Origin of the sequence: Amycolatopsis endophytica (assembly GCF_013410405.1) — a bacterium.
Taxonomy (GTDB): Bacteria; Actinomycetota; Actinomycetes; order Mycobacteriales; family Pseudonocardiaceae; genus Amycolatopsis_E; species Amycolatopsis_E endophytica.
Genome location: NZ_JACCFK010000001.1, coordinates 4,225,068 through 4,247,381, shown reverse-complemented (window position 1 = coordinate 4,247,381; position 22,314 = coordinate 4,225,068). Strand labels below are relative to the sequence as shown.

The following is a 22,314-nucleotide window of genomic DNA, read 5'->3' as shown; positions in this document are numbered from 1 at the left end:
CCCCGACACTACGCGCCCGCGCGTCGTCGATCACCGACGGCAGACCTGCGGCGAGGGCGCCCGGTCCATTGTGGAGAAACCGTGCGGGTGCTCGATCCCTGTTCTGCCACGACGGTGGCGGCGACCCCGTCTCGACCGCCGCCACCGCCCTGCTCCCGTCCCTGGCCGCGACACCTCCCCGAGTGTCGTCGCCGCCGTCCGGGCCCCGGGCTCAGAACCCCTCGACGAACCGGCGCGGAGGCAGGCCACGGACACCCACGTCGGCGCGGTAGAGCAGTCCACCGTCGCCATCCCACTGGGCGCTCGTCACGTACAGCCGGTCCAGGTGCTCGCCCCCGAAAGCACAGCTCGTCGGGCACGCCGCGGGCACGTCGACCGTCGAAATCCGCTCCCCGGAGCCAGGGTCGAGGCGCCAGACCTGACCCGTTCCCCAGATCGCCACCCACAGGCAGCCCTCGGCGTCGACGGTCAGCCCGTCCGGCAGGCCCACGTTCGCCGGGACATGACGCAGGACCCGGCGCCCCGACACCTCGCCGGTCGCGGGCCGGTAGCGCCACTGCGAGACCTCCCCTGCCGCGGTGTCGACGTGGTAGAGGACGAGGCCGTCCGGGGACCAGTCCAGCCCGTTGGACATGCCCAGCCCACGCACCGGCACCGCGACGCTGCGCCCGGCGACGCAGAACAGGGCGCCGATGCGGCTGTCGTCGTGGGTGGCCGAGCCCGCCCAGCACCGGCCACGCGGATCGATCGCGGCGTCGTTCATGCGCGCGCCCGGTTCCAGTGGCAGCTCGATGATCGGCGTGGTGCGGCCCGACCGCGGGTCGAGCCGGGCAAGTCCGCGTTCGGTGACCGCCAGCAGCTCGTCGCCGGTCCCGAGCTCGACCGCGCTCACCCGCGCGTCGAGTTCGACCGAAACCCCGGATCCCGACGGGGTCACGCTGTGCAGCCGCTGCCCAGGGATGTCGACCCAGTACAGGACTCCCGCCGGATCCCACAGCGGTGATTCGCCGAGCTCGCTGACCGCGCTGGTGACCGCCTCGGCCTCGTTCAGGACTGGGCTCCGCTCGGAACTGATCATGACCCCTGCTTCGGTAGGTTTCACTAGCCGAAGAGCTTATCTCAATTCGCGAGTCGCGCTAGACCCTCGTTCAAGGCGTGGCGACGGGATCCACCGGGGGTCAACCGCCGTGGTGGACCGCCTCCGCGATCCCGACAGTTTCCGGGCGCACAATGGTGGCGAACCGACGAGAGGGGACCTGATGTCCGAGACGACCCCGCCGGAAGGCGACTACACCGAGTCCGGCGTGCCCAGCTTCGACTTCGTGCGCGACCGGATCGAAAACCGCTACGCGACGTCCCTCGGCTCCACCGAACTGGCAGGCGAAACCCCGGAGGCGAGCGACTTCGAGGAGAAGATGGCCGACCGCGACCGCGCCGCGAAGGACAAATTGGAGGAAATCCGCCGCTCGATGCGCGGCGAGTGACTCAGAACGGCTTCTCCCACACCGAAACGTGCTGCCGGCTCTCGCCGGTGAAGGGTTCGCGCGTCCAGCCGTCCCACCGCTCCCGCAGACGGAGACCGGCCAGCTGCGCCATCAGGTCGAGTTCGGCGGGCCACACGTAGCGGAACGGGACCGACCAGAACGTCCCGCGGCCGTCCGCGACGTCGACGTAGTTCGAACTCATCGCCTGCGTGGCGACGTCGTACACGTCGTAGGCCCACCCCGTCGGGCTCACCCGGAACGGCAGGACGTTCTGCCCTGGCGGGAGCCGCCGCAGGTCGGGCACGCCCACCTCGATCACGAAACAGCCGCCGGGTTCGAGGTGGGCCGCGACGGTGCGGAAGCACGCCACCTGCCCGGCCTGCGTGGTCACATTGGCGATCGTGTTGTAGACGAGGTAGGCGACGGAGAAGGTCGCGGGCACGGTGGTGGTGGCGAAGTCGCCGATGGTCACGGGAATCGCGTCGCCGCCAGGTTTGGCCCGCAGCCGGGCGATCATGGCGCGGGACAGATCGATGCCGTGCACCTCGACGCCGCGGGCGGCCAGCGGCAGCGCGATCCGCCCCGTGCCGATGCCCAGTTCGAGGGCGCGGCCGCCGTGCGCGAGCCCGGCCAGGAACCCGACCGCGGGCTCCACCACCCCGGGCTCGAACATCCCCGCCGACGACTCGTCATAGCCCGCCGCGATGGTCTCGCCGAAGTAGCCGTCCGGATCATCCACCGCCGCACGGTAGCGCGCCCGCGCGCGGGAAAGCCCGTCCTTTTCCGGCGCGCGCCGGTCACGACCGGGTCAGGTCTCGCGCACCGTCATCCGCACCCCGTCCGCCAGGCGGTACGGCCTCGTGTCGACCAGGGCGCCCAGCAGGCGGCGCAGGCGTGACACCTCCGCGCGCACCGTGACGACGTGCTCGGCATCCCCGTACAGCGCGCGGCTCAGCGCTTCGGCCGAGAGACCCGCGGGGCCGGCGCAGTGCAGCAGCGTCAGGATGTCCGCGTGGCGGCGGGTCACCGGGCGGCGCCACGCGGCGGTGCCGCCCTGGAGCGTCAGCAGAGGTGTGCGGGTGAGGTCGAGGTCCAGCGCCACCCGGCGGTCGGTGCTCGCGGGGCGGATCAGCCAGCCCTCCGCCAGCCGCTCGGGCAGGCACGCACCCAGCCCCGGCACCGCGATGGGCTCACCGTCGGCCGGGGCCGTGATCCGGTCGCCGACCGACACGCCCGCGCTGGAGGCCACCCAGCCGTTGTCGTCGACCACGACGGCGGGGCCCGCCGTCAGCAGCGGTTCACCCGCCTGGCGCAGCCGGTCCAGACGCTGCTGGTGCCAGCGCCACAGCTGCGACTCCGCGAGCCTGCGGCCGGTCTCGACAAGCGCCCCGATGGCCGGGTGCAGGGTCAGCGCGGGGCCGCTCACGTCGATCACGCCGAGCAGCTCGCCCGTCCGCGGATCGTGCACCGGCGACGCCGTGCAGTACCAGGGGTGCTGGCCCTGCTCGAAATGCTCCCCTGCCAGCAGCTCGACCGGCGCGGCCTCGGCGATCGCGGTCCCGATCGCGTTGGTGCCGACCCGCTCCTCGGTCCACTCCGCGCCCTCGAAGAACCCCAGGTCGTCCGCGCGCCGCCGGACCGCGGGAGGGCCCTCGCGCCACAGGATCGCGCCGTCCGCGTCGGTGACGACCAGCAGCACGTGGGACATCCCGCCGAGCACCTGCCGCAGGTCGGCGACCGCGGTCCGTAGCGGCGACGTCTCCCGCCGCCGGGCCAGCTCGTCCTCGCCGAGCCAGTCACGCGCGTTCAGCCCGTCGGCTTTCAACCCCAGCCCGAGCACCCGCGACCAGGACCGGGACACGACCTCCCGCGGCCGCAGCGCGGGCCTGCCGCCGCCGATGACGGCGTCGTGCATGCGCACCAGATCGCGGGCGTAGGCGGGCAGGCTGCAGCCGGGCGGGACTGCGCCGGGCATGCTCACGGTCCACCTCCGCACCAGTGCGTCGCCGATCGAGCATAGGTGCCGTCCCCGACCGGGGCCAAGACGTGCAACTCGCTGCAACCGTTGCCGGCCGGTGACGGACCGGCTGTGATCGGAGTTACATCTTCAACGGCGAGGACGAGGAGTGGCGATGACACAGACCATCGACAGGGAAGCGCCGTCGCGTTCCCCGCAGGCCCGCGTGGACGACTGGCTGCGGCAGTTCGAAAGCGCGCTGGCGGCCCGTGACGTCGCGGCGGCGGCCGGCCTGTTCGCGGTCGACAGTTTCTGGCGCGATCTGGTGGCGTTCACCTGGAACCTCAAGACCGTCGAAGGCCGCGAAGGCGTCGCCGACCTGCTCTCCGCCTGCCTGGACGGCACCGACCCGTCGGGCTTCCGCACCACCGAGACCCCCACCGAAGCCGACGGCGTGACCGAGGCGTGGCTGGAGTTCGAGACCGCGACCGGCCGCGGCAAGGGTCATCTCCGGCTCACCGACGAGGGCGCCTGGACGCTGCTGACCAGCCTGCGCGAGCTGAAGGGGTTCGAGGAACCGCAACGCGAACGCCGCCCCAAGGGCGTGCACCACGGCGCGATCGAGGGGCGCCGGTCGTGGGCCGAGGAACGCGAGCTCGAAACGAAGGAGCTGGGCCGCGACCGGCAACCCTACGTCGTGGTCATCGGCGGCGGCCAGGGTGGTATCGCCCTCGGCGCGCGGCTGCGGCAACTCGGGGTGCCCGCGCTGGTGCTGGAACGCCACGACCGGCCCGGCGACTCGTGGCGCAAGCGGTACAAGAGCCTCTGCCTGCACGACCCGGTCTGGTACGACCACCTGCCCTACCTGCCGTTCCCGGAGAACTGGCCGGTGTTCGCGCCGAAGGACAAGATCGCGGACTGGCTGGAGATGTACACGCGGGTGATGGACGTGCCGTACTGGACGCGGTCGGAGGTCAAGTCCGCGTCCTACGACGAGAACACCGCGCAGTGGACGGTCACCGTTGACCGGGACGGGGAAACCGTGGTGCTGACACCGAAACAGCTCGTGTTCGCCACCGGCATGTCGGGGAAACCGAACATCCCGTCGTTCCCCGGGATGGATGATTTCGAGGGCGAGCAGCACCACTCTTCGCAGCATCCCGGCCCGGACGCCTACACCGGCAAGAAGGTCGTGGTGGTCGGCTCGAACAACTCCGCGCACGACATCTGCGCGGCGCTGTGGGAGCACGACGCGGACGTGACGATGGTGCAGCGGTCGTCGACGCACATCGTGAAGTCCGATTCACTGATGGAGTTCGGGCTCGGCGACCTGTACTCCGAGCGCGCGGTGGCGGCCGGGATGACCACCGACAAGGCCGACATGGTGTTCGCGTCGCTGCCCTACCGGATCATGCACCAGTTCCAGATCCCGGTGTACGCCAAAATCAAGGAACACGACGCGGACTTCTACGAGCGCCTGGAAAAGGCCGGTTTCCGGCACGACTGGGGTGACGACGAATCCGGCCTGTTCATGAAGTACCTGCGACGCGGTTCGGGATACTACATCGATGTCGGGGCCGCGGAACTGGTGGCGGACGGGAAAATCAAGCTGGTGCAGGGGCAGGTCGACCACCTGGTCGCCGACGGCGTTGTCCTCGCCGACGGCACCAAACTGGAAGCCGACCTCGTGGTGTACGCGACGGGATACGGCTCGATGAACGGCTGGGTCGCCGACCTCGCGGGCCAGGAGATGGCCGACCGCGTGGGCAAGTGCTGGGGACTCGGTTCGGCGACGACCAAGGACCCCGGGCCGTGGGAGGGCGAGCAGCGCAACATGTGGAAACCCACGCAGCAGCCCGGTTTGTGGTTCCACGGCGGGAACCTGCACCAGTCGCGGCACTACTCGCTGTACCTGGCACTGCAGTTGAAGGCGCGGTACGAGGGGGTGCCGACCGAGGTGTACGGGCTGCAGGAGGTGCACCACCTTTCTTGAGCTGGTTGCGCGGGCTGTGCGCTGCGCGGGCTTGTGCGCTGCGCGCGGCTGCAGGCGCCGGCTTCGCTTCGCTGCGCCCCGGCGCCTGGGCGCTGCGCGCCCGGCGGTGTGGCCCTCCCGTACCCGATCTTTCAGCGTCTTTGGCGGCCGAGCAGACGCGTCAAGGCGGGAAAGCGTGCCTTGACCCGCCTGATCGGCCGCCAAAGCAGGCTGGGGATCGGGTTGCGGGACAGGTCTGGTTCGGGAGGAGGGTTGCGTTCCGTTGCCGGGCGCCGGTTCGCGAGCGTGACGTGCACGTCCCGGAACGGCCAACACGGCGCCCCGAACGGCCAACACGGCGCCCGGAGCGGCAAACACGGCGCCGGCGCGCCGTGTTTGCCGCTCCCGTTGGCGTGTTTGCCGTTCCGGGCAGCGTGTTTGCTCCTCCGGGACGCCACCACACCCACACAACCGGCGCCCGGCGGACGTGAACCAGCCACCAGCCGCCCAGCCCTCCCCCGCACCCGACACACAGCCCAGTTCTGCGGACGATCAGGCGGGGTCAAGGTACTCTTTCCCGCCTTGACCCCGCCTGCTCGGCCGGAGAAACAATCAAAAATCGGGGCGGCCACAATCGGGGCGTAGCGAAGCGAAGCCGGTGCTTGCAGCGCGCGCAGCGCAAAAACCCGCGTAGCGGGCTACCGAAGCGGAGCCGGAGAAAAAGCATCCACCCCGGTCAAACCCGCCGACAGCTCCCACAACCTCGCGGCCTGCGCCCGGTCCACCGCCCAGTCACGGACTCCCGTGTACATCGCGGGACGCCCTGGCCCGGAGGGGAGCGGCTCGCCGGACGCGGGCTCGGCGATGTCGCAGTCCTCGCAGTACACCCCGCCCATCCCATCGAGTGCCGGGGAAGTCGCCGCCCAGACCTGCGTCGCCGCGCCCTGTTGCGGGCTCTTGAACCAGTCGGCGATCGGCTCGCCGCGTTCGTCGACCCAGCCGTTCGCGATCTTTTCCTCGAGTGAGAGGTGCCGCTGCAGCGGGGTCAGGATGCTGCCGGGGTGCACCGAGAACGATCGCACACCGAACGGTCCGCCGAGCTCGTCCAACCGTAGCGCGAACAACGCGTTCGCGGTTTTGGCCTGTCCATAAGCCTGCCACTTGTCGTAGCCCTGCTCGAACCAGAGGTCGTCCCAGCGGATTCCGGAGAAGTGGTGGCCCCGCGAGGAAACCGAGACCACCCGTGCGCCGGGCGCGATCGACGGCCACAGCCGGTTCACCAGCGCGAAGTGGCCGAGGTGGTTCGTCGCGAACTGGGCTTCCCAGCCGGGCCCGACCCGCGCCTCCGGGCACGCCATGATCGCCGCGCTGCCGATCAGGAAATCGATGCGCCGCCCCGATTCCCGGAACCGCTCGGCGAACCCGCGCACGCTGTCCAGGTCACCGAGGTCCAGCTCGTCCACCTCGGCGAGGCCGCCGAGCGCGGCCTTCGCCACCTCCGGTCGTCGAGCCGGGACCACGACCCGAGCGCCCGCGCCCGCCAGCGCGCGGGTGGTTTCGAGGCCGAGCCCCGAGTAGCCGCCGGTGACGACCGCGAGTGTGCCGGACAGGTCGCGGCCTTCGAGAACATCGGCCGCGGTGGTGGTCGCGCCGAAACCGGAACCGATCCTGTGCTGTGCCGTGGTCATGTCAGCGAAGTTAGGTGCTGGAGCGCGCTCCAGGTCAACCCGCGCCGGACAGCGCGCGCAGCGCCCGCGACGGGCTGGGACGGCCCAGGTGCCCGGCCAGCCACACGCTGGTCTCGGCGAGCTTGGCCAGGTCGACACCGGTGTGGATGCCGAGCCCGTTCAACTGCCACAGCAGGTCTTCGGTGGCGAGGTTGCCGGTGGCGCTCTTCGCGTAGGGGCAGCCGCCGAGGCCACCGGCGGAAGCGTCCACTGTGGTCACTCCGTGGTGCAGCGCGGCGAGGGTGTTGGCGAGGCCCTGGCCGTAGGTGTCGTGGAAGTGCACCGCGATCCGCGCGAGCGGGATCCCGGCCGCGACGAGCGCGTCGAGCAGCGCGACGACCCGGCCCGGCGTGGCGACGCCGATCGTGTCGCCCAGGCTCAGTTCGGTGCAGCCCAGCGCGAACAGCCGGGTCGCGACCGCGGTGACCTGCGGCAACGGGACCGTGCCCGCCCACGGGTCGCCCCAGCACATCGACAGGTAGCCCCGCACACCCAGCCCCGCCTCCCGCGCGCGGGCGACCACCGGCGCGAACATCTCCAGGGACTCGCTCACCGTGCGGTTGAGGTTGGCCTTGGCGAAACTCTCGGTGGCGGCCGCGAACACCGCGATGTCGGTGGCCCCGAGGTCCAGCGCCCGCGCCAGTCCGCGAGCGTTGGGGACCAGCACCGGATAACGCACGCCGGGACGCCGCTCGACCAGCCGCAGCACCTCCTCGGCGTCGGCGAGCTGCGGCACCCACTTCGGATGCACCATGCTCGTCGTCTCGATCACGGTGTGCCCGGCGTCGGCGAGCCGTTCCACGAACTCGGCCTTGACCGCGGCGGGCACGACCGCGGACTCGTTCTGCAGCCCGTCGCGCGGCCCGACCTCGCAGATCGTCACGGCCGATGGCAGGCCGGGCAGGGTGTCGACGGTCATGCGCGGCACGTTATCCGCGCCGGCGGCCACGGTGAATGGACCGACCATCCACGGCTGGACGCCGCGTTATGGGCTGTCGGCCAGGCGGGCGAGGCGGACGGCGACAGTGACGCGGAACAGCCGGTCCGGGTTCTGCCAGCCCTCCCCCAGCAGTTCGCCGATGCGGTCCAGCCGCTGCAACACGGTGTTCTTGTGCAGGTGGAGGGCGCGGGCCGTGTTGACCGGGCTCATCCGGTGGTCGAGGTAGGCGGCGAGCGTGGGCAGCAGGGTGCCGGCGTGCTCGGCGTCCCAGTCCAGGACGGGACCGACGACGCTGCGCACGAACCTCGCCACACGGGCCTCGCCCGGCCCGAACAGGGCCGTGTAGGGCAGGTACTCGTCGGTCGTGACAGCGGCGTCGGTGACGCCGAGCGCGGGCAGGATGCGGGCGCACGCCCCGGCGGCCTCGGCCTGATCGCGCAGATCCGCCTCCCGCGCGGCCCCCACCGTCAGGACCGGGGCGGCGAGCGCCCGGTTCAGGTCCGCGTGCACGGCACGGGCCGCGGCCGCCGGGTCCTCCTCGCCGGTCAGCATGACGACGCGGTCCGCGTGCTCGCCGACCAGCCCACCGGCACGCCGCAGCGCGCGCACGGCGTCGCGGCGCAGCTCCGCCGGGACCGCGGCCACCACGACCGAGTGCAGCTCGTCCAACCGGATGCCCCGGGCACGGGCGCGGGCGCCGGCTCCGTCGCGACGGTCCTGGTCGGTGGAAAGCAGGTCGGCCAGCAGATCGCCGCGCACGCGCTGCTCGGCCTCGATCATCGCGTCCTGTTTGAGGCTGAGCAGGGCGGTGATCTGGGCGGCGCGTTCGGCCGTGCGGATCTCGACCGGCCCGAACTCGACGGTGCCCTGTTCCAGCAGCAACGCGCCGAGCAGGGCCGGCCCGGCCAGTACGGCGACCGCGAAGGCCCCAGCACCGGCGGCCACGCACCGCCCGCTGCGGCGGCTCTGCTCCACGGCCTCCCGCACGGCACCGTCGAGCCGTGCGGTGTCGAGCAACGTGACGCGACAGCGGAGCGCACGACCGAGCGCGCTCGCCACATCCGCCGCGTCGCCACCCTGCAGGACGAGCGCGGTGAGGTCGCCGTGGACCTCGCTGGCCCGTTCCATCGCCTCGACGTGACGGGCCAGCTCGCCGTAGGCGCGGCGGGTTTCGTCGGCGGCGGCGTTGGCGCGGGCCAGCAGGCGGGCGGTCTGCAGCACGACGGCCGCGTGGTCGGCGAAGGCCGACAGCAGCGAGATTTCCTCCGGCGAGAACGCGTGTTCGACCCGGTTCGCGGCGAACAGCACGCCGATGACCTCGTCCCCGGCGAGCAGGGGCACGCCGAGCAGCGAGATGAGCCCCTCCGCGGCGACGGTCTCGTCGATTCCCTGGTCGTGCGGCGCCTGCGTCATGGCGGAGTACCGCGCCGTCCAGCACGGACGGCGGCTCTCGACGACCTGGCTCGCCAGGCCCATCCCGGCAGGCACCCGCAAGCCGGGAAACGTCGGGGCGACCGTGCCGAGCGTCGTGCGGACCCGCAGCTCGCGACTGCCCACGTCGAACTCCGACAGGTAGGTCACGTCGGTCCCGACGAGGTCATGGGCCCGTTCGACCAGCCGGGCCAGCAGCTCGTCCACGTCCCGGAGCTGCGCGAGCTCCCGTGCCGAGGAGAACAGAGCCGCGAGCTCCTGACCCCGGCGGCGAAGCCGGTCGGAGGTGGCCCGCAACCGCCGCACCCCTGCCGTGACGCGCGCGGCGTCGGCCGGTTCGAGGTCGGCAAGGAGGTGTGTGAGGTCGGTGTCCTGCTCTGCGGCGGCCGCGTCCAGCAGGCCGGCCACGACCTCGACGGGCAGACCCATGCACACTCACCTCGTGGACCAACGGGCCACAGCGGCCCGGATCGGATGGATCCACGGTACACACCTGCCTCGTGCACCAGCACCACGGTGGTCAGGGCGCCCGGACGGGAAGCGGACGTCGGAGCGCCGCGAATGTCGTTGTCCGGGCAGGAATCCGCCACGCTCGTACCCCGGTGATCAGGCGGCAAACACGGCTCACCCGCGCGGAAAACCGTTGTGCTGCTGGATCCCGTGCGCGTGTGCATGATGGGCGGATGGCACCACGCGACCGTTCCCGGCCGGGACTTCCGGCCGACGCCGCACCCGTCCGCACGATGACGGTGTCGGCCGAGCACCACGGTCGCGATGTGGTCCTCACCGCGACCGGCGAACTGGACCAGTCGACTTCGCCCAAACTCAGCCGCCTCATCCGGCTCGCGCTCGTCGACCAGCCGCGGCGCCTCGTGCTGGACCTGTCGCAACTGCGGTTCATCAACTCCAGCGGGCTCGGCCTGCTGGCCAGCACACACCGCGAAACGGCGCCAGCCCAGCTGCGCGTGGTGGCGGGCACCGTCGTGCGCAGGCTGCTGTCCGTCACCGATCTGCTGGACATGCTCACCGTGCACACCTCGCTGGAGGAAGCGCTCGCAAGTTGACGAGTGGCCCCCACGGCGCCCCGATCACCTGGCAGGATCGACGGTGTGTCGCTGCGGAAGCTGGGTTTTCTCACCATCGGGTTGTTCGACGAGAGCGAGCCGCGGGCCGGCCACGAGGCCACCCTCGACGTCATCGAGCTGGGTGAACAGCTGGGGTTCGACAGCGCGTGGGTGCGCCATCGCCACCTGCAGCACGGGATCTCCTCGCCGGTGGCGGTGCTCGCCGCCGCCTCACAGCGCACCCGGCGCATCGAGCTGGGCACCGCCGTCATCCCGCTCGGCTGGGAGAACCCGCTGCGCCTGGCCGAAGACCTCGCCACGGTCGACATCCTCTCCGGCGGACGGCTGAACCCCGGCCTGTCCGTGGGACCGCCGACGCACTGGGAGCACGTCAAGGACGCCCTCTACCCGGACAGCGCCGACGTCGAGGACTTCAGTCACCAGCGGGTGCGGCGGTTCCTGGATGCCGTCCGCGGTGAACCGGTCACCACCTTCCGCGGCACCGAGGGTTTCGAGGTGTACTCCGACCGCGTGCAGCCCCACTCCCCCGGCCTGGGCCGCCGCCTCTGGTACGGCGGTGGCAGCCTCCGCTCGGCGCGGTGGGCCGGCGAGAACGGCATGAACTTCCTGACCAGCAGCGTGGTCAAGGCCGAGGAGTCGGAGGACTTCGCGGACATCCAGCTCTCGCACGTGCGCGCGTTCCGCGCCGCCCACCCCGACGGGGATCGCGCCCGCGTGTCACAGGGCCTGGTGGTGATCCCGACGGATTCCGCGACCCCCGAGCAGCGCGCCAAGTACACCTCGTTCGCCGCGGCCCGCACACCCCGCACCACCGCTCCCCAGGGCCCGGCGCGGCTCGTGTTCGCCCGCGACCTGGTCGGCACGTCCGCGGAGATCGCCGGGCGGCTGCACGCCGACGCCGCCTTCGCGGAGATCGACGAGGTCGCCTTCGCGCTCCCGTTCACCTTCGAGCACGCCGACTACGTGCAGATCCTGACCGACATGGCCACCAAACTGGGGCCCGAGCTGGGCTGGCGCCCCGCCTGACGCCTCACACCGTCGCCGGTTCGCCGGTCAGCACCGCGTTCGCGATCCGGCGGAACGCCGCCACCAGCCGGTTCGTGTCGCCCGCGCGCGTGGCCAGCACGACCTGGCACGGCTCGACGCCCTCCAGCGGCACCGTGGTGAGATCGGCCCGCAGACTCCCCATCCGGGTGTCCGCCGGGACGATCGCCACCGCCTTCCCGCCCGCGATCAGTTCGAACTTGTCCTCGATGGTTTCCATGAGCGGTCCGCCGGGAGCCGGGCGCCCGTCGGGGCGGGGGTCGATGCGCCAGAACGCCTCCCACTCCGGCTCGCCGGGCACGCGAGGCATCGGCTCGTCGGCGATGTCGTCCAGCCCGACCGATTCCTTGCCCGCCAGCCGGTGGTCGCGCGGTACCAGCAGCACGCGCGGCTGGTCGTAGAGCACGGTCACGTGCAGCCCGTCCGTCGGGAACGGCAACCGGCCCACCACGACGTCCACGCGGTGTTCCGCCAGCGCGTCCCGCACCCCGTTCCACGGCACGTGCTGGGTGTGCACGTCGGCGTCCGGGTGCTGGTACCGCATCGCCCGCACCGCGGGCGTGATGACCACCAGCGCGCTGTGGCCGACGGTGAAGCGGCTGGGCTCGGCGGCCGCGCGGGTGCGCATCGCCGCCTGCGTCGCCGAGCGCAGCAGCGCCTTCGCGAGCGGGAGGAAGACCTCACCGGGCCGGGTGAGCCGCGTTCCCTGCGGGGTGCGGTCGAACAGGCGCGCACCCAGCTGCTGTTCGAGTGCGCGGATCTGTCTGCTCAGCGACGGCTGGGTGACGTGCAGTGCAGCGGCCGCGTGACCGAAGTGCTGGTGCTCGGCTACGGCGGTAAAGTACCGCACGAGGCGGAGATCAAGATCCGGGGACGAGGGCATCACCCCAGTCTACCTGTGGTGATGCCCCGATCGTATTACGTGATTCGGAACAGGCGTTGGACTCCCGGCCGTCTGCCCGAGCAGGCTGGGAATCGGGATCGAACACAGGGGAAAGGGGTTCATATGCGTGTCTTCGTCACTGGAGCGACCGGCTTCATCGGCAGTGCCGTGGTCCGCGATCTGCTGGAGGCGGGCCACCAGGTGCTCGGCCTCGCCCGCTCCGACGCCTCGGCGTCGGTGCTGGCGGAAACCGGCGCGGAGGTGCACCGCGGCGGTCTCGACGATCTGGACAGCCTGCGCACCGGTGCGGAAGCCGCGGACGGCGTCATCCACACCGCGTTCGTCCACGACTTCACCGACTTCCCCGCCGCGGTGAAGACCGACCGGCGTGCCATCGAGACGCTCGGCGACGCGCTCGCCGGTTCCGGACGGCCGCTGGTCGTCACCTCCGGCACGTCCGGGCTCGTCCCCGGCGAGGTGGCGACCGAGGAGAGCGTGCCCCCGGCCGGGGCGTTCTCGTCGCTTCGCTTCGCGAACGAGGGCGTCGCGGTGTCCTACGCCGCGCTCGGTGTCCGTCCCTCCGTGGTGCGGCTTCCGCCGTCGGTGCACGGCGAAGGCGACCGCGGGTTCGTCGCGTCGATGATCGACGGCGCCCGCAGGACCGGGACTTCGGTCTACTGCGGCGACGGGTCGAACCGCTGGGCCGCCGTCCACCGGCTCGACGCGGCGCGGCTGTTCCGCCTCGCCGTGGAGAAGGCGCCCGCGGGTGCGCGCCTGCACGGTGTCGGCGAGGAGGGTGTGCGGGTCCGCGACATCGCCGAGGTCGTCGGGAGGCATCTGGGGACGCCCGTCACGGCCGTCACGCCGGAGGAGGCGAGGGAGCGGCTCGGGTACGTCGGCGGCGTGCTCATGCAGGACACCCCCGCGTCGAACGAGCGCACCCGGCGGGAGCTGGACTGGCAGCCCACGCGGCACGGGCTGATCGAGGACCTCGAACAGGGCCACTACTTCAAGGATTGAGGGGTCTCGATGGGCATGACGGAACTCGGCCCGGTGGGGGCGTTCCTGCCGGTGTCGTTCACCAGTGTGGAACCGGACGTGCTGCGCGACGCCGCGACGCGCCTGGAACGCGCGGGCTACCACGCGGCCTGGACCAACGAGGTCCCCGGCAAGGACGCGCTCGTGCAGCTCGCCGTGCTGCTCGGCGCGACGAGCCGGATCGCGTTCGGCACCGGCATCGCGAACATCTGGGCTCGTGAACCGGAGACCGCCCACGCGGCGGCGGACTTCCTCGCGCGTGCGCATCCGGGGCGGCTGGTGCTCGGGCTGGGTGTCGGGTACCCGGAGCAGGCGGCCGCCGCCGGGCGGGAGTTCGGCAGGCCGCTCGCGACGGTGCGCCGCTACGTGGACCGGATGGGCGAGGGCCCGTACCCGCGGATCCTCGGCGCGAACGGCCCGAAGATGCAGGCGCTGGCGGGCGAGATCGCCGACGGGGCCTTCCCCGCGATGCTCCCGCCCGAGGGCACGGCCCAGGTCCGGCGGACGCTCGGACCGGGCAAGCTGCTGGTCGCCGGGCTGTCCGTGGTGCCGGACCGCGCCGCGGCCGCCGAACAGGTGGCGGGCGCGATGAACCAGCCGGCCTTCGCGCGTGCGATGGCCGAGCTGGGGTATGCGGAAGGAAGCGACCGGCTGGTGGACGCGCTCGTCGCCCACGGTGACCCGGCGGCGGTGGCGGCCAGGGTGCGCGACCACCTGGCCGCGGGCGCCGACCACGTCGCCCTCTTGCCTCCGGCCGGCGCCGACTTCGCGGCATCGCTGGAGCACCTGGAGGCGCTGGCCCCCGCGGTGCTGGCCTGATCAGCCCGCGCCCAGGCGGACCTCGCGATCCGCATACCCCACGGCGACCGGGTCGTGGCTGGCGATCAGCACAGCCGCGCCCCGGTCGGCCGCCGCACGCAGCGCGGCCAGCACCTTCAACGCCCGCTGGTGGTCCTGGTGCGAGGTCGGCTCGTCGGCGATCACGAGTGACGGGGAGGCCACCAGCGCCCGCGCCACCGCCGCCCGCTGCTGCTCACCCCGCGACACCTCACCGGGCCGCCGCGACGCGAGCCGGGTCAGGTCGAGTGCCGCCAGCAGCTCGTCGCCGCCCGGACCACCACGGGCCAGCGCCAGGTTGTCGGCGAGCGTCAGTTCCTCGAACAGGCTGATCGACTGCGGCACGAACCCCACGTCCGCCCAGGACATCCGCGCCACAGGCAGATCCGGCAGCGGCGCGCCCGGCACGACCTCACCACCGTCCGGGGTCTCCCATCCACCCGCGATCATCAGCAACGTCGACTTGCCCGATCCGGACGGCCCGGTCAGCACGACCAGCTCCCCGCCGGTCAGGTCCAGGTCCACCGGCCGCAGCGCTTCGGTCGGGCCGTAGTTCTTGCGCACCCCGCGCAACGCCAGCATCAGCCCTCCACCCGGCCGTCCACCAGCTCCACGATCCGGTCCGCGACCCGGCTCACCGACGGATCGTGCGTGGCGAGCAGGATCGCCTGCCCGCGGTCGGCCAGTCCCCGCAACGCCTCGACCACCCGTGCGGCCGACGAGCGGTCCAGCTGCGCGGTCGGCTCGTCCGCGACCACCACCGACGGCGAACCCACCGCGGCGAACGCCAGCGCCACCCGCTGCTGCTCACCACCGGAGAGCCGTCGCGGCACGTGCCCGGCGCGGTGCGCCAGCCCGAGCACGTCCACCAGCGCGTCCGCGCCCGTGTCCCGCCCGCGCAACCGCGCCGCGAGCGCCAGGTGCCCGGACACCGTCAGGTAGTCGAGCAGGTTGTCCGCCGGATCCTGGAACACGTACCCGATCCGCGACCGGCGCATCGCACGGCGCGTCCGCGCGGACAGGCCGGTGACCTCCGTGCCGTCTATCCACACGCGACCGTCCTCCGGCCGTTCCAGGCAGGCCAGGATCTTCAGCAGGGTCGACTTGCCCGATCCGGACGGGCCCACGACCGCGGTGATCGCGCCCCGCGGTACCGACAACGCGACTCCTGACAGCGCTCGCACCGACTCGCCGCGCGTCGGGTAGCCGTACTCGACACCCTCACACCACAGAACCCGCTCATCGTGAGTCACGCAGCACCTCCGCCGGCCGGGCGCGGGACACCGCGCGTTGCGCGACGGCCGCCGCGAGCATCGTCGTGACCACCGCCGCGGCGGCCAGCCCGCCGACCAGCCCCCACGGCACGTCCAGCACCGTGCCGGGCACCGTCGCGGGGTTGAGATCGTAGGCGCCGTAAGTGAATGCGACGGCGACAGCCGCCAGCGCCAGCCCCGCGACGAACCCGGCCAGCAGCAGACCACCCACCTCGAAAAACAGCGACCGCCAGTGGTCGGCCGCCGACACCGACATCCGTTTCAGGAGCACGTACGCGCTGCGCCGTGCCCGCGCCTTCGCCGTCAGGTACAGCAGGAGCCCGACGATGATGATCGCGCCGCACAGCAGCGAAACCGCCGCCAGGAAGCCGAACGTGTAGGTGATCGGCGAGTAGACACCCGCGGCGGTGACGCTGGCCGCCTCGGCGTAGGTCCGCACCGGCAGGCCGGCGACCGCGGGCAGGATCCGGTCCGGATCGCCCCGGACCCACAGCTGCGGCCGGGTCACCAGCCCGAGCCCGTCCAGGACGTCCTGCCGCACCATCAGCAGCGGATTGCCCGACTTCTTCCCCGGCAGCTGCGGAACCCCGACCACGGTCAGCGGCATCGCCCGCCCACCGATGTCCACAGTGGACGCGCCACGGGTCGCTCCGGCGAGTACGGCGATCTTCTCCCCGCTCGCGAGACGCCCGAGCAGATCGTCCAACGAGGGTCCGGGCAGCGCGGGATCCCAGAAGGCGGCGCGGCCGAACGTCGCCGGGTCCACGCCGATCACCTCGACGGTCGTGCCGCCGACGCGGGCGTTGTTGTAGTAGGACACCGCGCTCGCGCTGTCCACGAGCGCGGGCGGGACCGGGGCCGGCCCCTCCAGGGAGAACACCACGTCGGTGCCGACGATCAGCTGTCCCTCCGCGTGCAGGGTCCGCTCGACCGAGCCGGTCACCGACGCCCCGTACACGGCGAGCGCCACCGGCACCGCGGTCGCGCCGATCAGCACCGCCGCCGCGACCGGTCCGGCCAGCACCCGGCGGGTCGCCAGGAACAGCCCGGCGTGCGCGGGCCCGCCGCGGGCGCGGGCCCGCGCCAGCATCCACCGGGTCAGCCTCGCCACACCCAGCGCGAGGGCGATGACCAGCAGGATCGGCGCGACCACCAGCCGGGGCGGCACGTGCGCGACGGTGCCCGCGCCGGCCGACCCGGTCTGCACGTCGTCGCCGAGGACGAACCAGCTGACCACCGCACCGGCCAGCGGCAGTACCTCCCACGGCATCCGGCTCCGGCGGTGGGCGCGCACCGGGGGCACGTCGAACAGATGGGCCGTGCGGCGAGCGGCGACCAGGGCGATCGCGCCCAGCGTCACCACGAACGCACCGGCCGTCGCCCACACCGACCCGGCGCGCGCGGCAGGGGTGAACAGGGCGATGGGCCCGGCCGACCCGACGAGCGCGCGGGCGGCGAACCACCCGCCCACCGCACCCGCCGCGACGACGAGCGCGACCTCCAGCACGGCCTTGCCCGCCAGCGCGACGGGTCCGGCGCCGCGGGCGGACAGCACGGTCAGTTCGGCGCGGCGCCGGTCGACCCAGAACCCGCCCGCCGCGCCCGCGACGACCAGCCCGGCGAGGGTGGCGGCCGCGGCGAGCGGCACCACGGTGCCGGTGAGCGCGCCGACGACGAGATCCGCCCGCTCGGCCATCGCGGGCAGACCCGAACTGAACCGGACGCCGCCGGGATAGCGGTCCACGGCCTGGTTGGTGTCGTCGCGAAGCCGCTGCAGGCCGTCGAGAACGGGGTGGACGTTCGCCGTGGTGAGGCCGTCCGTGTTGACGGCCAGTTCCACCGTGGTACCGGCCACGGACCCGGTGCCGTCGGCGAGCGCGAGGAAGTCGTCCCTGGACACGAGCGCGAGCGGGTAGATCGCGACCTCGCCCAGCGGCTTGCCGCGGTAGAGGTCGACGAGGCCGCACCAGTACGGCCGGTCGGGTTGCGAGCGCAGGTCCGCGTAGACCGCCGCGACGGGCATCATCGCGGTCCGCCCGGTCAGCGCGACGGGCACCTGGTCGCCGACGCGTATCCCCTGCGCGCCGGCGAACCCGTCCGGCAACCACAGGCCGGGCCCGCTGCCGCCGTCGAGCACGGTGACGTTGTCCGCGAAACCGTCGCGGGCGACCAGTGAGACGGTGCCGGTGCCGACGGTGGCGCGGCTGGTCAGGGTCACGACCGGTCCGGACAGGCGCGGCACGGGTGCCCCGGCCTCGGTCAGCGCGCGGACCCGCCGGTCGAGTTGCCGTGCCCCGGACGCGCCGGTGAACTCCAGCGACGCCTCGACGTGGGCGCCGGTGAAGGCGGGGCAGGCGTCGGCGGTCTGGTCGCGCAGGCTCGCGTTGCCCGCCGCGGACAGGAACAATGCCGCGGCCGCCGCGGGCAGGGCGACGAGGAACGCGGCCGCGGCCACCGCGACGGAGATGGCGGGACGGCGCAGCAGCATCCACGGCGCGCGCGCCCACGGCGACGGCAACCCCCAGCGCTTCACCAGCGCAGTCTTGCACGAGAAGGCCGGGAGATCACCGGTTTTCGACGGGCCCGCCGGACGGTCGGGTCCCCGGCAGACCAACACGGCGCCCGCAACAGCCAACACGGTGCCCGGAAGGGCAAACACGGTGCCCGCAACAGCCAACACGCCGGACGGCGGCGTGTTTGCCGCTCAGGGCGGCGTGTTTGCCGCTCAGGGCGGTGTGTTGGGCGGTCAGGGCGGTGTGTTGGGCGGTCAGGGTTTGCGGGCCACGCCTGCCCACACGACCGAGTCGTTGGGGGCGTCGAACTCGATCTCGGGGGCGTTCTCGCCGTTTTCCTCGGGGTGCCAGAGCGGGGTCCAGGTCGCGCCGGGCTCGACCATCTCCAGGTCGCCGAACAGTTCCTCGATCTCACCGCGCGGGCGCCAGATCACCGGGGTCGCGGTGGCGTCGTACATCGAGCCGAACTCGGCCATCTCACGGGCCCGGCTTTCCGGTACCCCGTCGGCCGTGCCGTGGGACAGCACCAGGTACGAGCCCTGGCCGAGCAGCTCGCGGTAGCGCGCGACCGCGGCGGGGCCGACGTCGGTGCCGTCCGGCCCCGGCTGGGTGACGTGCAGGACCGCGATCAGCAGCAACGCGACCGGCTGGGTCAGGTCGATGACCTCCGACTCGCCGACCTTGCGCCACAACAGGTCCGGATCGCGCAGATCGGCCTGGATCACGCCGTGCCGGGCGAGGTCGCCTTCCTTCTCCAGCAGCATCTGCGAATGCGCGACCGCGACCGGCTCGTTGTCGATGTAGACCACGCGCGTGCCGGTGTCCAGCTCGTCGGCGACCTGGTGGGTGCTGCCCATCGTCGGCACACCGGACCCGATGTCGATGAACTGGCGCACCCCCTGCTTGACCAGGTACCGCACCGCGCGGTGCAGGAACAGCCGGTTCGACTTCGCCGCCGGGCGCACGAACGGGAACGAGGCCAGCGCCTTCTCCGCGAACACGCGGTCGACCGCGTAGTTCGCCTTGCCGCCGAGGTAGTAGTCGTACACCCGGGCCACGTTCGGGTGATCCAGGTCGACGCCTTCCATCGGGAACTGCTCGAACCGGGACTTCGCCATTCCTGCCTGCTTTCCGCCGCGGAGGGTGTTCGCGCGAATACTAGCGGGCCGCCAACGAGCCCGGGCGGGAACACCTCACTCGACGGGTCCGGTGGCCGGACCGCCGTCAGCTCTTCCCGGCGGCCAGGCGGTGCTTGGTGTTTTTCCGGCGCACCTGGACCAGCGTCATCAGGGCGAACAGGAACATCCAGCTCAGGTAGGGGTCCTGCGGGACGCTGACGTTACGGGGCAGCGCGTGCAGCGCGAGTTCGGTGAGCACGATGACGAACGCGGTCACGCAGCCCAGGGTCAGCCAGGTGACCGCCGCGGCGTTGCGGGCGAGCAGCAATCCGGTGCCGGCGAGCGACAGCACCATGCCCGCGCCGTAGAGCAGCCCGAGCAGCAGCAACGCCGCCACCCGGTGCTCGGCCGCGGGCAGCACGGCGATCGCGGCGGCGAACCGCAGCAGGCAGAGGAACCCGGTCAGGAACCCGAACACGACGGCGAGCACGGTCGACACCCGGCTCTTCCCGTACGGTTTCGCTGCCACCACTACCTCCCTGGTTCCGCTCCGGAACCGAAGCTAGTGAGGTGCGAACCCGGGGTGGGTGTGCTGGCCGGAAGCGGTCAGGACCGCCGCGCCAGCCGGGCGGCCAGCCCCTTCCGCCGTCCGGAAACCCGCAGCTTCCCGGCCACGGCGTCGTCGAGGAGGCGGCCCACCGTCTCCTGCGCGCACGCCCTGTTCGCGCCGATCCCGCCCGAGGGGCCGCGCTTGATCCAGCCCACCACGTAGGTCCCCGGCGTCACGCGTCCGCCGTCGTTGGGGATGGTGCCGGTGTCCTCGTCGAACGGCAGGCCCGGCACCGGCACGCCGCGGTACCCCACGGCGCGCACCACGTTCCCCGCCGGGATCTCCACGTCGCCCGCAACCCGCAGCGCGCGCACCGCATCGGAGCCCAGCACCTCCAGCGGTGCGGAGTGGAAGCGCAGCACGATGCGGCGCTTCCCGGGCGGCACCGGCGCGGTCCAGTCGATGCTCTCCTGCTTGAGGTCGCGCAGCAGCGCGGCCTTCCCGCCGGCGTCGATCGCCTCGATGACGCGCGGGTCGTGCGCGTCGACGACCAGGTCGATGTCCTCGTGCCGCGTGAGCGCCAGCAGTTCCGGCGTCGTGTACGCGGCGGATTCCGGACCGCGCCGCCCGAGCACCACGACCTCCCGCACCCGGCTCGCCTTGAGCCGTTCCAGTGCCGCGGGCGAGATCGACGTGCCCTCCAGCGAGGCCGGGTCCGTCGTCAGGATCCGCGCCACGTCCAGTGCCACGTTGCCGGTGCCCACCACGACGATCCGTTCCGAGGACAGGTCGACGGCGTCCGCGGGCACGTCCGGGTGGCCGTTGTACCAGGCGACCACGGTCGTCGCCGCGACGCTGCCGTCCAGGTCCTCGCCCGGGATGCCGAGCCGCTTCGCCGAGGACGCGCCGACCGCGTAGATCACCGCGTCGTACCGCCGCGCCAGCTCGTCCACGGCCACGTCACGGCCCACCTCGGTACCGAGCCGCATCCGCAGCCGCGGGTGGTGGTGGTAGCGCGCGAACGTCTCGCCGATCTTCTTCGTGGACGGGTGGTCCGGCGCCACCCCGTAGCGCACCAGACCGCCCGCCGTCTCCAGCCGGTCGATCAGCGTCACCCGGGAACTGGTGTGCAGCAACAGGTCCTCGACCGCGTACATGCCCGCCGGACCGGAGCCGACCACGGCGACGTCCAGCGCCGGGAAGTCGCTCGGGATGGTGCGGGTGAACAGCGGCGGGCCCCACGCGTGGAAGTTCGGCGCGGGGTCGGCCGCGGCCGGTTCACGCCCGAGGTAGTGGTCGGCGTTGATCCCGGCGTAGGGCTGCATCGACGCGGCCAGCGCGTCCACCGGGAAGATCGCGTCGACCGGGCAGGCGTCCGCGCAGGCGCCGCAGTCGATGCAGGTGCCCGGGTCGATGTAGAGCATCTCGGTGGTGCCGAAGTCCGGCTCGTCCGGCGTCGGGTGGATGCAGTTGACCGGGCACACCGACACGCACGAGGCGTCGTTGCAGCAGGTCTGGGTGATCGCGTAGGCCATGGCTCAGATCAGGTTGGCGCGCTTGTAGAACACGGTCGCGGCCTTGGTGAGCAGCCCGGCGGAGTCGAGGAACTCCATCAGGCCGGCGCAGCTGGAGCGCAGCATCGCCTTGTGGTGCTCGTTGGACCGCGCCTCGCGGATCGCGCGCTTGCTGTCGAGTCCGGCGTTGGCGTAGACCTTCTCGTTGACCATGCTGCTGACGATGAAGTACGCCGCGATGGACACGACCAGCGCGTTGTACTGGCGGCGCAGGCGGCCGGCCCCCTCCAGCCGCTCGCGGGTCTCCTCGCGGGCGAACTTCATGTGCCGCGATTCCTCGACCACGTGGATGTTGTTGATGGTGCGCACGAACGGGACCACGCGCTCGTCGCGCATCCAGTCGCGCTGCATGACGTCGAGGACCTCTTCGGCGACCAGGATGGCGGCGTAGGCGGCCTCGCCGGTCGCGGTGGTCTTGAAGAAGCGGCCCAGCTCGACCGCGAGACGGCGCGGGCGGTAGGCCGGGGCCCCGAGCTTCGCCGCGCCGCGGGCGAACATGATCGAGTGGCGGCATTCGTCGGCGATCTCGGTGAGCGCCCACTGGAAGGCCGGATCGGTCGGATCTTTGGCGTAGAAGTCGCGCAGCACCATCTGCTGCAGGATCATCTCGAACCAGATCCCGGTGCTCGCGACCGACGCCGCCTCCTGGCGGGTCAGCTCGCGCTGCTGCTCGGGGGTCATCTCGGCCCAGTACGAGGTGCCATAGAGCGTGCTCCACTCCGGGCTCGCGCCGTGGTAACTCGTGTCCAGCGGCGTCTCCCAGTCGACCTCCTTGACGGGGTCGTAGGACAACGTCTCGGACGAGTCCAGCAACCTCTGCGCGACCGACTGGCGGTCAGGCTGCGCAGTGTCCGCGTGCTCGTGCGCACCGACGCTGGTCATGGCAC

The 22,314-nt window shown here is 72.2% G+C and carries 20 protein-coding genes; 6 read left to right on the top strand and 14 right to left on the bottom strand.

The window, feature by feature from the left end; translation table 11 throughout:
- Positions 1-211 precede the first annotated feature (211 nt).
- Complete coding sequence (locus tag HNR02_RS20925; protein ID WP_179774826.1) at positions 212-1,078, bottom strand: SMP-30/gluconolactonase/LRE family protein; 867 nt, start codon at positions 1,076-1,078, stop codon at positions 212-214.
- Between the two features lie 181 nt (positions 1,079-1,259).
- Between HNR02_RS20925 and HNR02_RS20920 the strand changes: the two genes are divergently transcribed.
- Positions 1,260-1,484, top strand: coding sequence for a hypothetical protein (locus HNR02_RS20920; RefSeq protein ID WP_179774825.1), 225 nt, complete (start codon positions 1,260-1,262; stop codon positions 1,482-1,484).
- A gap of 1 nt (position 1,485) precedes the next feature.
- Here the strand turns inward: HNR02_RS20920 and HNR02_RS20915 are convergent, their stop codons facing one another.
- Together HNR02_RS20915 and HNR02_RS20910 are read right to left on the bottom strand one after the other, a co-directional pair.
- Positions 1,486-2,223, bottom strand: coding sequence for a class I SAM-dependent DNA methyltransferase (locus HNR02_RS20915; protein WP_179774824.1), 738 nt, complete (start codon positions 2,221-2,223; stop codon positions 1,486-1,488).
- 69 nt (positions 2,224-2,292) lie between these two features.
- Positions 2,293-3,465 (bottom strand): helix-turn-helix domain-containing protein, encoded by a 1,173-nt coding sequence (locus HNR02_RS20910; RefSeq protein ID WP_179774823.1) that lies wholly within the window; start codon positions 3,463-3,465, stop codon positions 2,293-2,295.
- Between the two features lie 151 nt (positions 3,466-3,616).
- Here HNR02_RS20910 and HNR02_RS20905 point away from each other — a divergent pair, with 151 nt between their 5' ends.
- On the top strand, positions 3,617-5,434 hold the full coding sequence (locus HNR02_RS20905) for a flavin-containing monooxygenase (protein ID WP_179774822.1): 1,818 nt from the start codon (positions 3,617-3,619) through the stop codon (positions 5,432-5,434).
- 677 nt (positions 5,435-6,111) lie between these two features.
- Here the strand turns inward: HNR02_RS20905 and HNR02_RS20900 are convergent.
- The 3 genes from HNR02_RS20900 to HNR02_RS20890 form a co-directional block, all read right to left on the bottom strand.
- Positions 6,112-7,101 (bottom strand): SDR family NAD(P)-dependent oxidoreductase, encoded by a 990-nt coding sequence (locus HNR02_RS20900; protein ID WP_179774821.1) that lies wholly within the window; start codon positions 7,099-7,101, stop codon positions 6,112-6,114.
- A gap of 34 nt (positions 7,102-7,135) precedes the next feature.
- Complete coding sequence (locus HNR02_RS20895; protein ID WP_179774820.1) at positions 7,136-8,059, bottom strand: hydroxymethylglutaryl-CoA lyase; 924 nt, start codon at positions 8,057-8,059, stop codon at positions 7,136-7,138.
- Positions 8,060-8,125: 66 nt separating this feature from the next.
- Positions 8,126-9,940: a helix-turn-helix domain-containing protein gene (locus HNR02_RS20890; RefSeq protein ID WP_179774819.1), complete on the bottom strand. Its 1,815-nt coding sequence runs from the start codon at positions 9,938-9,940 to the stop codon at positions 8,126-8,128.
- A 254-nt stretch (positions 9,941-10,194) separates the two neighbouring features.
- On the opposite strand from HNR02_RS20890, the gene HNR02_RS20885 reads away from it, so the two are divergent.
- Both HNR02_RS20885 and HNR02_RS20880 read left to right on the top strand, forming a co-directional pair.
- Positions 10,195-10,575 (top strand): STAS domain-containing protein, encoded by a 381-nt coding sequence (locus HNR02_RS20885; RefSeq protein WP_246338607.1) that lies wholly within the window; start codon positions 10,195-10,197, stop codon positions 10,573-10,575.
- A gap of 45 nt (positions 10,576-10,620) precedes the next feature.
- Positions 10,621-11,622: an LLM class flavin-dependent oxidoreductase gene (locus HNR02_RS20880; RefSeq protein WP_179774818.1), complete on the top strand. Its 1,002-nt coding sequence runs from the start codon at positions 10,621-10,623 to the stop codon at positions 11,620-11,622.
- Between the two features lie 4 nt (positions 11,623-11,626).
- On the opposite strand, the gene HNR02_RS20875 is transcribed toward HNR02_RS20880, so the two are convergent.
- Positions 11,627-12,523: a LysR family transcriptional regulator gene (locus tag HNR02_RS20875; protein ID WP_179774817.1), complete on the bottom strand. Its 897-nt coding sequence runs from the start codon at positions 12,521-12,523 to the stop codon at positions 11,627-11,629.
- Positions 12,524-12,646: 123 nt separating this feature from the next.
- Between HNR02_RS20875 and HNR02_RS20870 the strand changes: the two genes are divergently transcribed.
- Positions 12,647-13,543 (top strand): SDR family oxidoreductase, encoded by an 897-nt coding sequence (locus HNR02_RS20870; protein WP_179774816.1) that lies wholly within the window; start codon positions 12,647-12,649, stop codon positions 13,541-13,543.
- 9 nt (positions 13,544-13,552) lie between these two features.
- Complete coding sequence (locus tag HNR02_RS20865; RefSeq protein WP_179774815.1) at positions 13,553-14,380, top strand: LLM class flavin-dependent oxidoreductase; 828 nt, start codon at positions 13,553-13,555, stop codon at positions 14,378-14,380.
- Here HNR02_RS20865 and HNR02_RS20860 read toward each other — a convergent pair whose 3' ends face one another.
- The 7 genes from HNR02_RS20860 to HNR02_RS20830 all read right to left on the bottom strand — a co-directional run bounded on the left by HNR02_RS20860 (position 14,381) and on the right by HNR02_RS20830 (position 22,309).
- Complete coding sequence (locus HNR02_RS20860) at positions 14,381-14,980, bottom strand: ATP-binding cassette domain-containing protein (protein ID WP_179774814.1); 600 nt, start codon at positions 14,978-14,980, stop codon at positions 14,381-14,383.
- Positions 14,980-15,651, bottom strand: coding sequence for an ABC transporter ATP-binding protein (locus tag HNR02_RS20855; RefSeq protein WP_179774813.1), 672 nt, complete (start codon positions 15,649-15,651; stop codon positions 14,980-14,982). The genes HNR02_RS20860 and HNR02_RS20855 overlap by 1 nt, the downstream gene beginning before the upstream one ends.
- Entirely contained in the window at positions 15,638-18,205 is a 2,568-nt protein-coding gene (locus tag HNR02_RS20850) for an ABC transporter permease family protein (protein ID WP_312861074.1), read from the bottom strand. Before HNR02_RS20850 ends, HNR02_RS20855 begins: the two co-directional genes overlap by 14 nt.
- Positions 18,206-18,439: 234 nt before the next feature.
- Positions 18,440-19,303 carry an SAM-dependent methyltransferase gene (locus tag HNR02_RS20845; protein ID WP_179774812.1) on the bottom strand — a complete coding sequence of 288 codons (864 nt, stop codon included), beginning with the start codon at positions 19,301-19,303 and terminating at the stop codon, positions 18,440-18,442.
- A 106-nt stretch (positions 19,304-19,409) separates the two neighbouring features.
- Positions 19,410-19,832, bottom strand: a complete 423-nt coding sequence (locus tag HNR02_RS20840) for a hypothetical protein (protein ID WP_179774811.1) — start codon at positions 19,830-19,832, stop codon at positions 19,410-19,412.
- A 77-nt stretch (positions 19,833-19,909) separates the two neighbouring features.
- Complete coding sequence (locus HNR02_RS20835; protein WP_179774810.1) at positions 19,910-21,388, bottom strand: FAD-dependent oxidoreductase; 1,479 nt, start codon at positions 21,386-21,388, stop codon at positions 19,910-19,912.
- A gap of 3 nt (positions 21,389-21,391) precedes the next feature.
- Positions 21,392-22,309, bottom strand: coding sequence for an AurF N-oxygenase family protein (locus tag HNR02_RS20830; protein ID WP_179774809.1), 918 nt, complete (start codon positions 22,307-22,309; stop codon positions 21,392-21,394).
- Between the last annotated feature and the right edge of the window lie 5 nt (positions 22,310-22,314).

What these genes read in the sequence shown, in the direction of transcription:
- HNR02_RS20875 (WP_179774817.1), bottom strand. Translation starts at nt 12,523, where the DNA reads ATGCCCTCGTCCCCGGATCTTGATCTCCGCCTCGTGCGGTACTTTACC.
- HNR02_RS20845 (WP_179774812.1), bottom strand. Translation starts at nt 19,303, where the DNA reads ATGGCGAAGTCCCGGTTCGAGCAGTTCCCGATGGAAGGCGTCGACCTG.
- HNR02_RS20920 (WP_179774825.1), top strand. Translation starts at nt 1,260, where the DNA reads ATGTCCGAGACGACCCCGCCGGAAGGCGACTACACCGAGTCCGGCGTG.
- HNR02_RS20885 (WP_246338607.1), top strand. Translation starts at nt 10,195, where the DNA reads ATGGCACCACGCGACCGTTCCCGGCCGGGACTTCCGGCCGACGCCGCA.
- HNR02_RS20890 (WP_179774819.1), bottom strand. Translation starts at nt 9,940, where the DNA reads ATGGGTCTGCCCGTCGAGGTCGTGGCCGGCCTGCTGGACGCGGCCGCC.
- HNR02_RS20835 (WP_179774810.1), bottom strand. Translation starts at nt 21,388, where the DNA reads ATGGCCTACGCGATCACCCAGACCTGCTGCAACGACGCCTCGTGCGTG.
- HNR02_RS20830 (WP_179774809.1), bottom strand. Translation starts at nt 22,309, where the DNA reads ATGACCAGCGTCGGTGCGCACGAGCACGCGGACACTGCGCAGCCTGAC.
- HNR02_RS20870 (WP_179774816.1), top strand. Translation starts at nt 12,647, where the DNA reads ATGCGTGTCTTCGTCACTGGAGCGACCGGCTTCATCGGCAGTGCCGTG.
- HNR02_RS20925 (WP_179774826.1), bottom strand. Translation starts at nt 1,078, where the DNA reads ATGATCAGTTCCGAGCGGAGCCCAGTCCTGAACGAGGCCGAGGCGGTC.
- HNR02_RS20900 (WP_179774821.1), bottom strand. Translation starts at nt 7,101, where the DNA reads ATGACCACGGCACAGCACAGGATCGGTTCCGGTTTCGGCGCGACCACC.
- HNR02_RS20865 (WP_179774815.1), top strand. Translation starts at nt 13,553, where the DNA reads ATGGGCATGACGGAACTCGGCCCGGTGGGGGCGTTCCTGCCGGTGTCG.
- HNR02_RS20905 (WP_179774822.1), top strand. Translation starts at nt 3,617, where the DNA reads ATGACACAGACCATCGACAGGGAAGCGCCGTCGCGTTCCCCGCAGGCC.
- HNR02_RS20860 (WP_179774814.1), bottom strand. Translation starts at nt 14,980, where the DNA reads ATGCTGGCGTTGCGCGGGGTGCGCAAGAACTACGGCCCGACCGAAGCG.
- HNR02_RS20895 (WP_179774820.1), bottom strand. Translation starts at nt 8,059, where the DNA reads ATGACCGTCGACACCCTGCCCGGCCTGCCATCGGCCGTGACGATCTGC.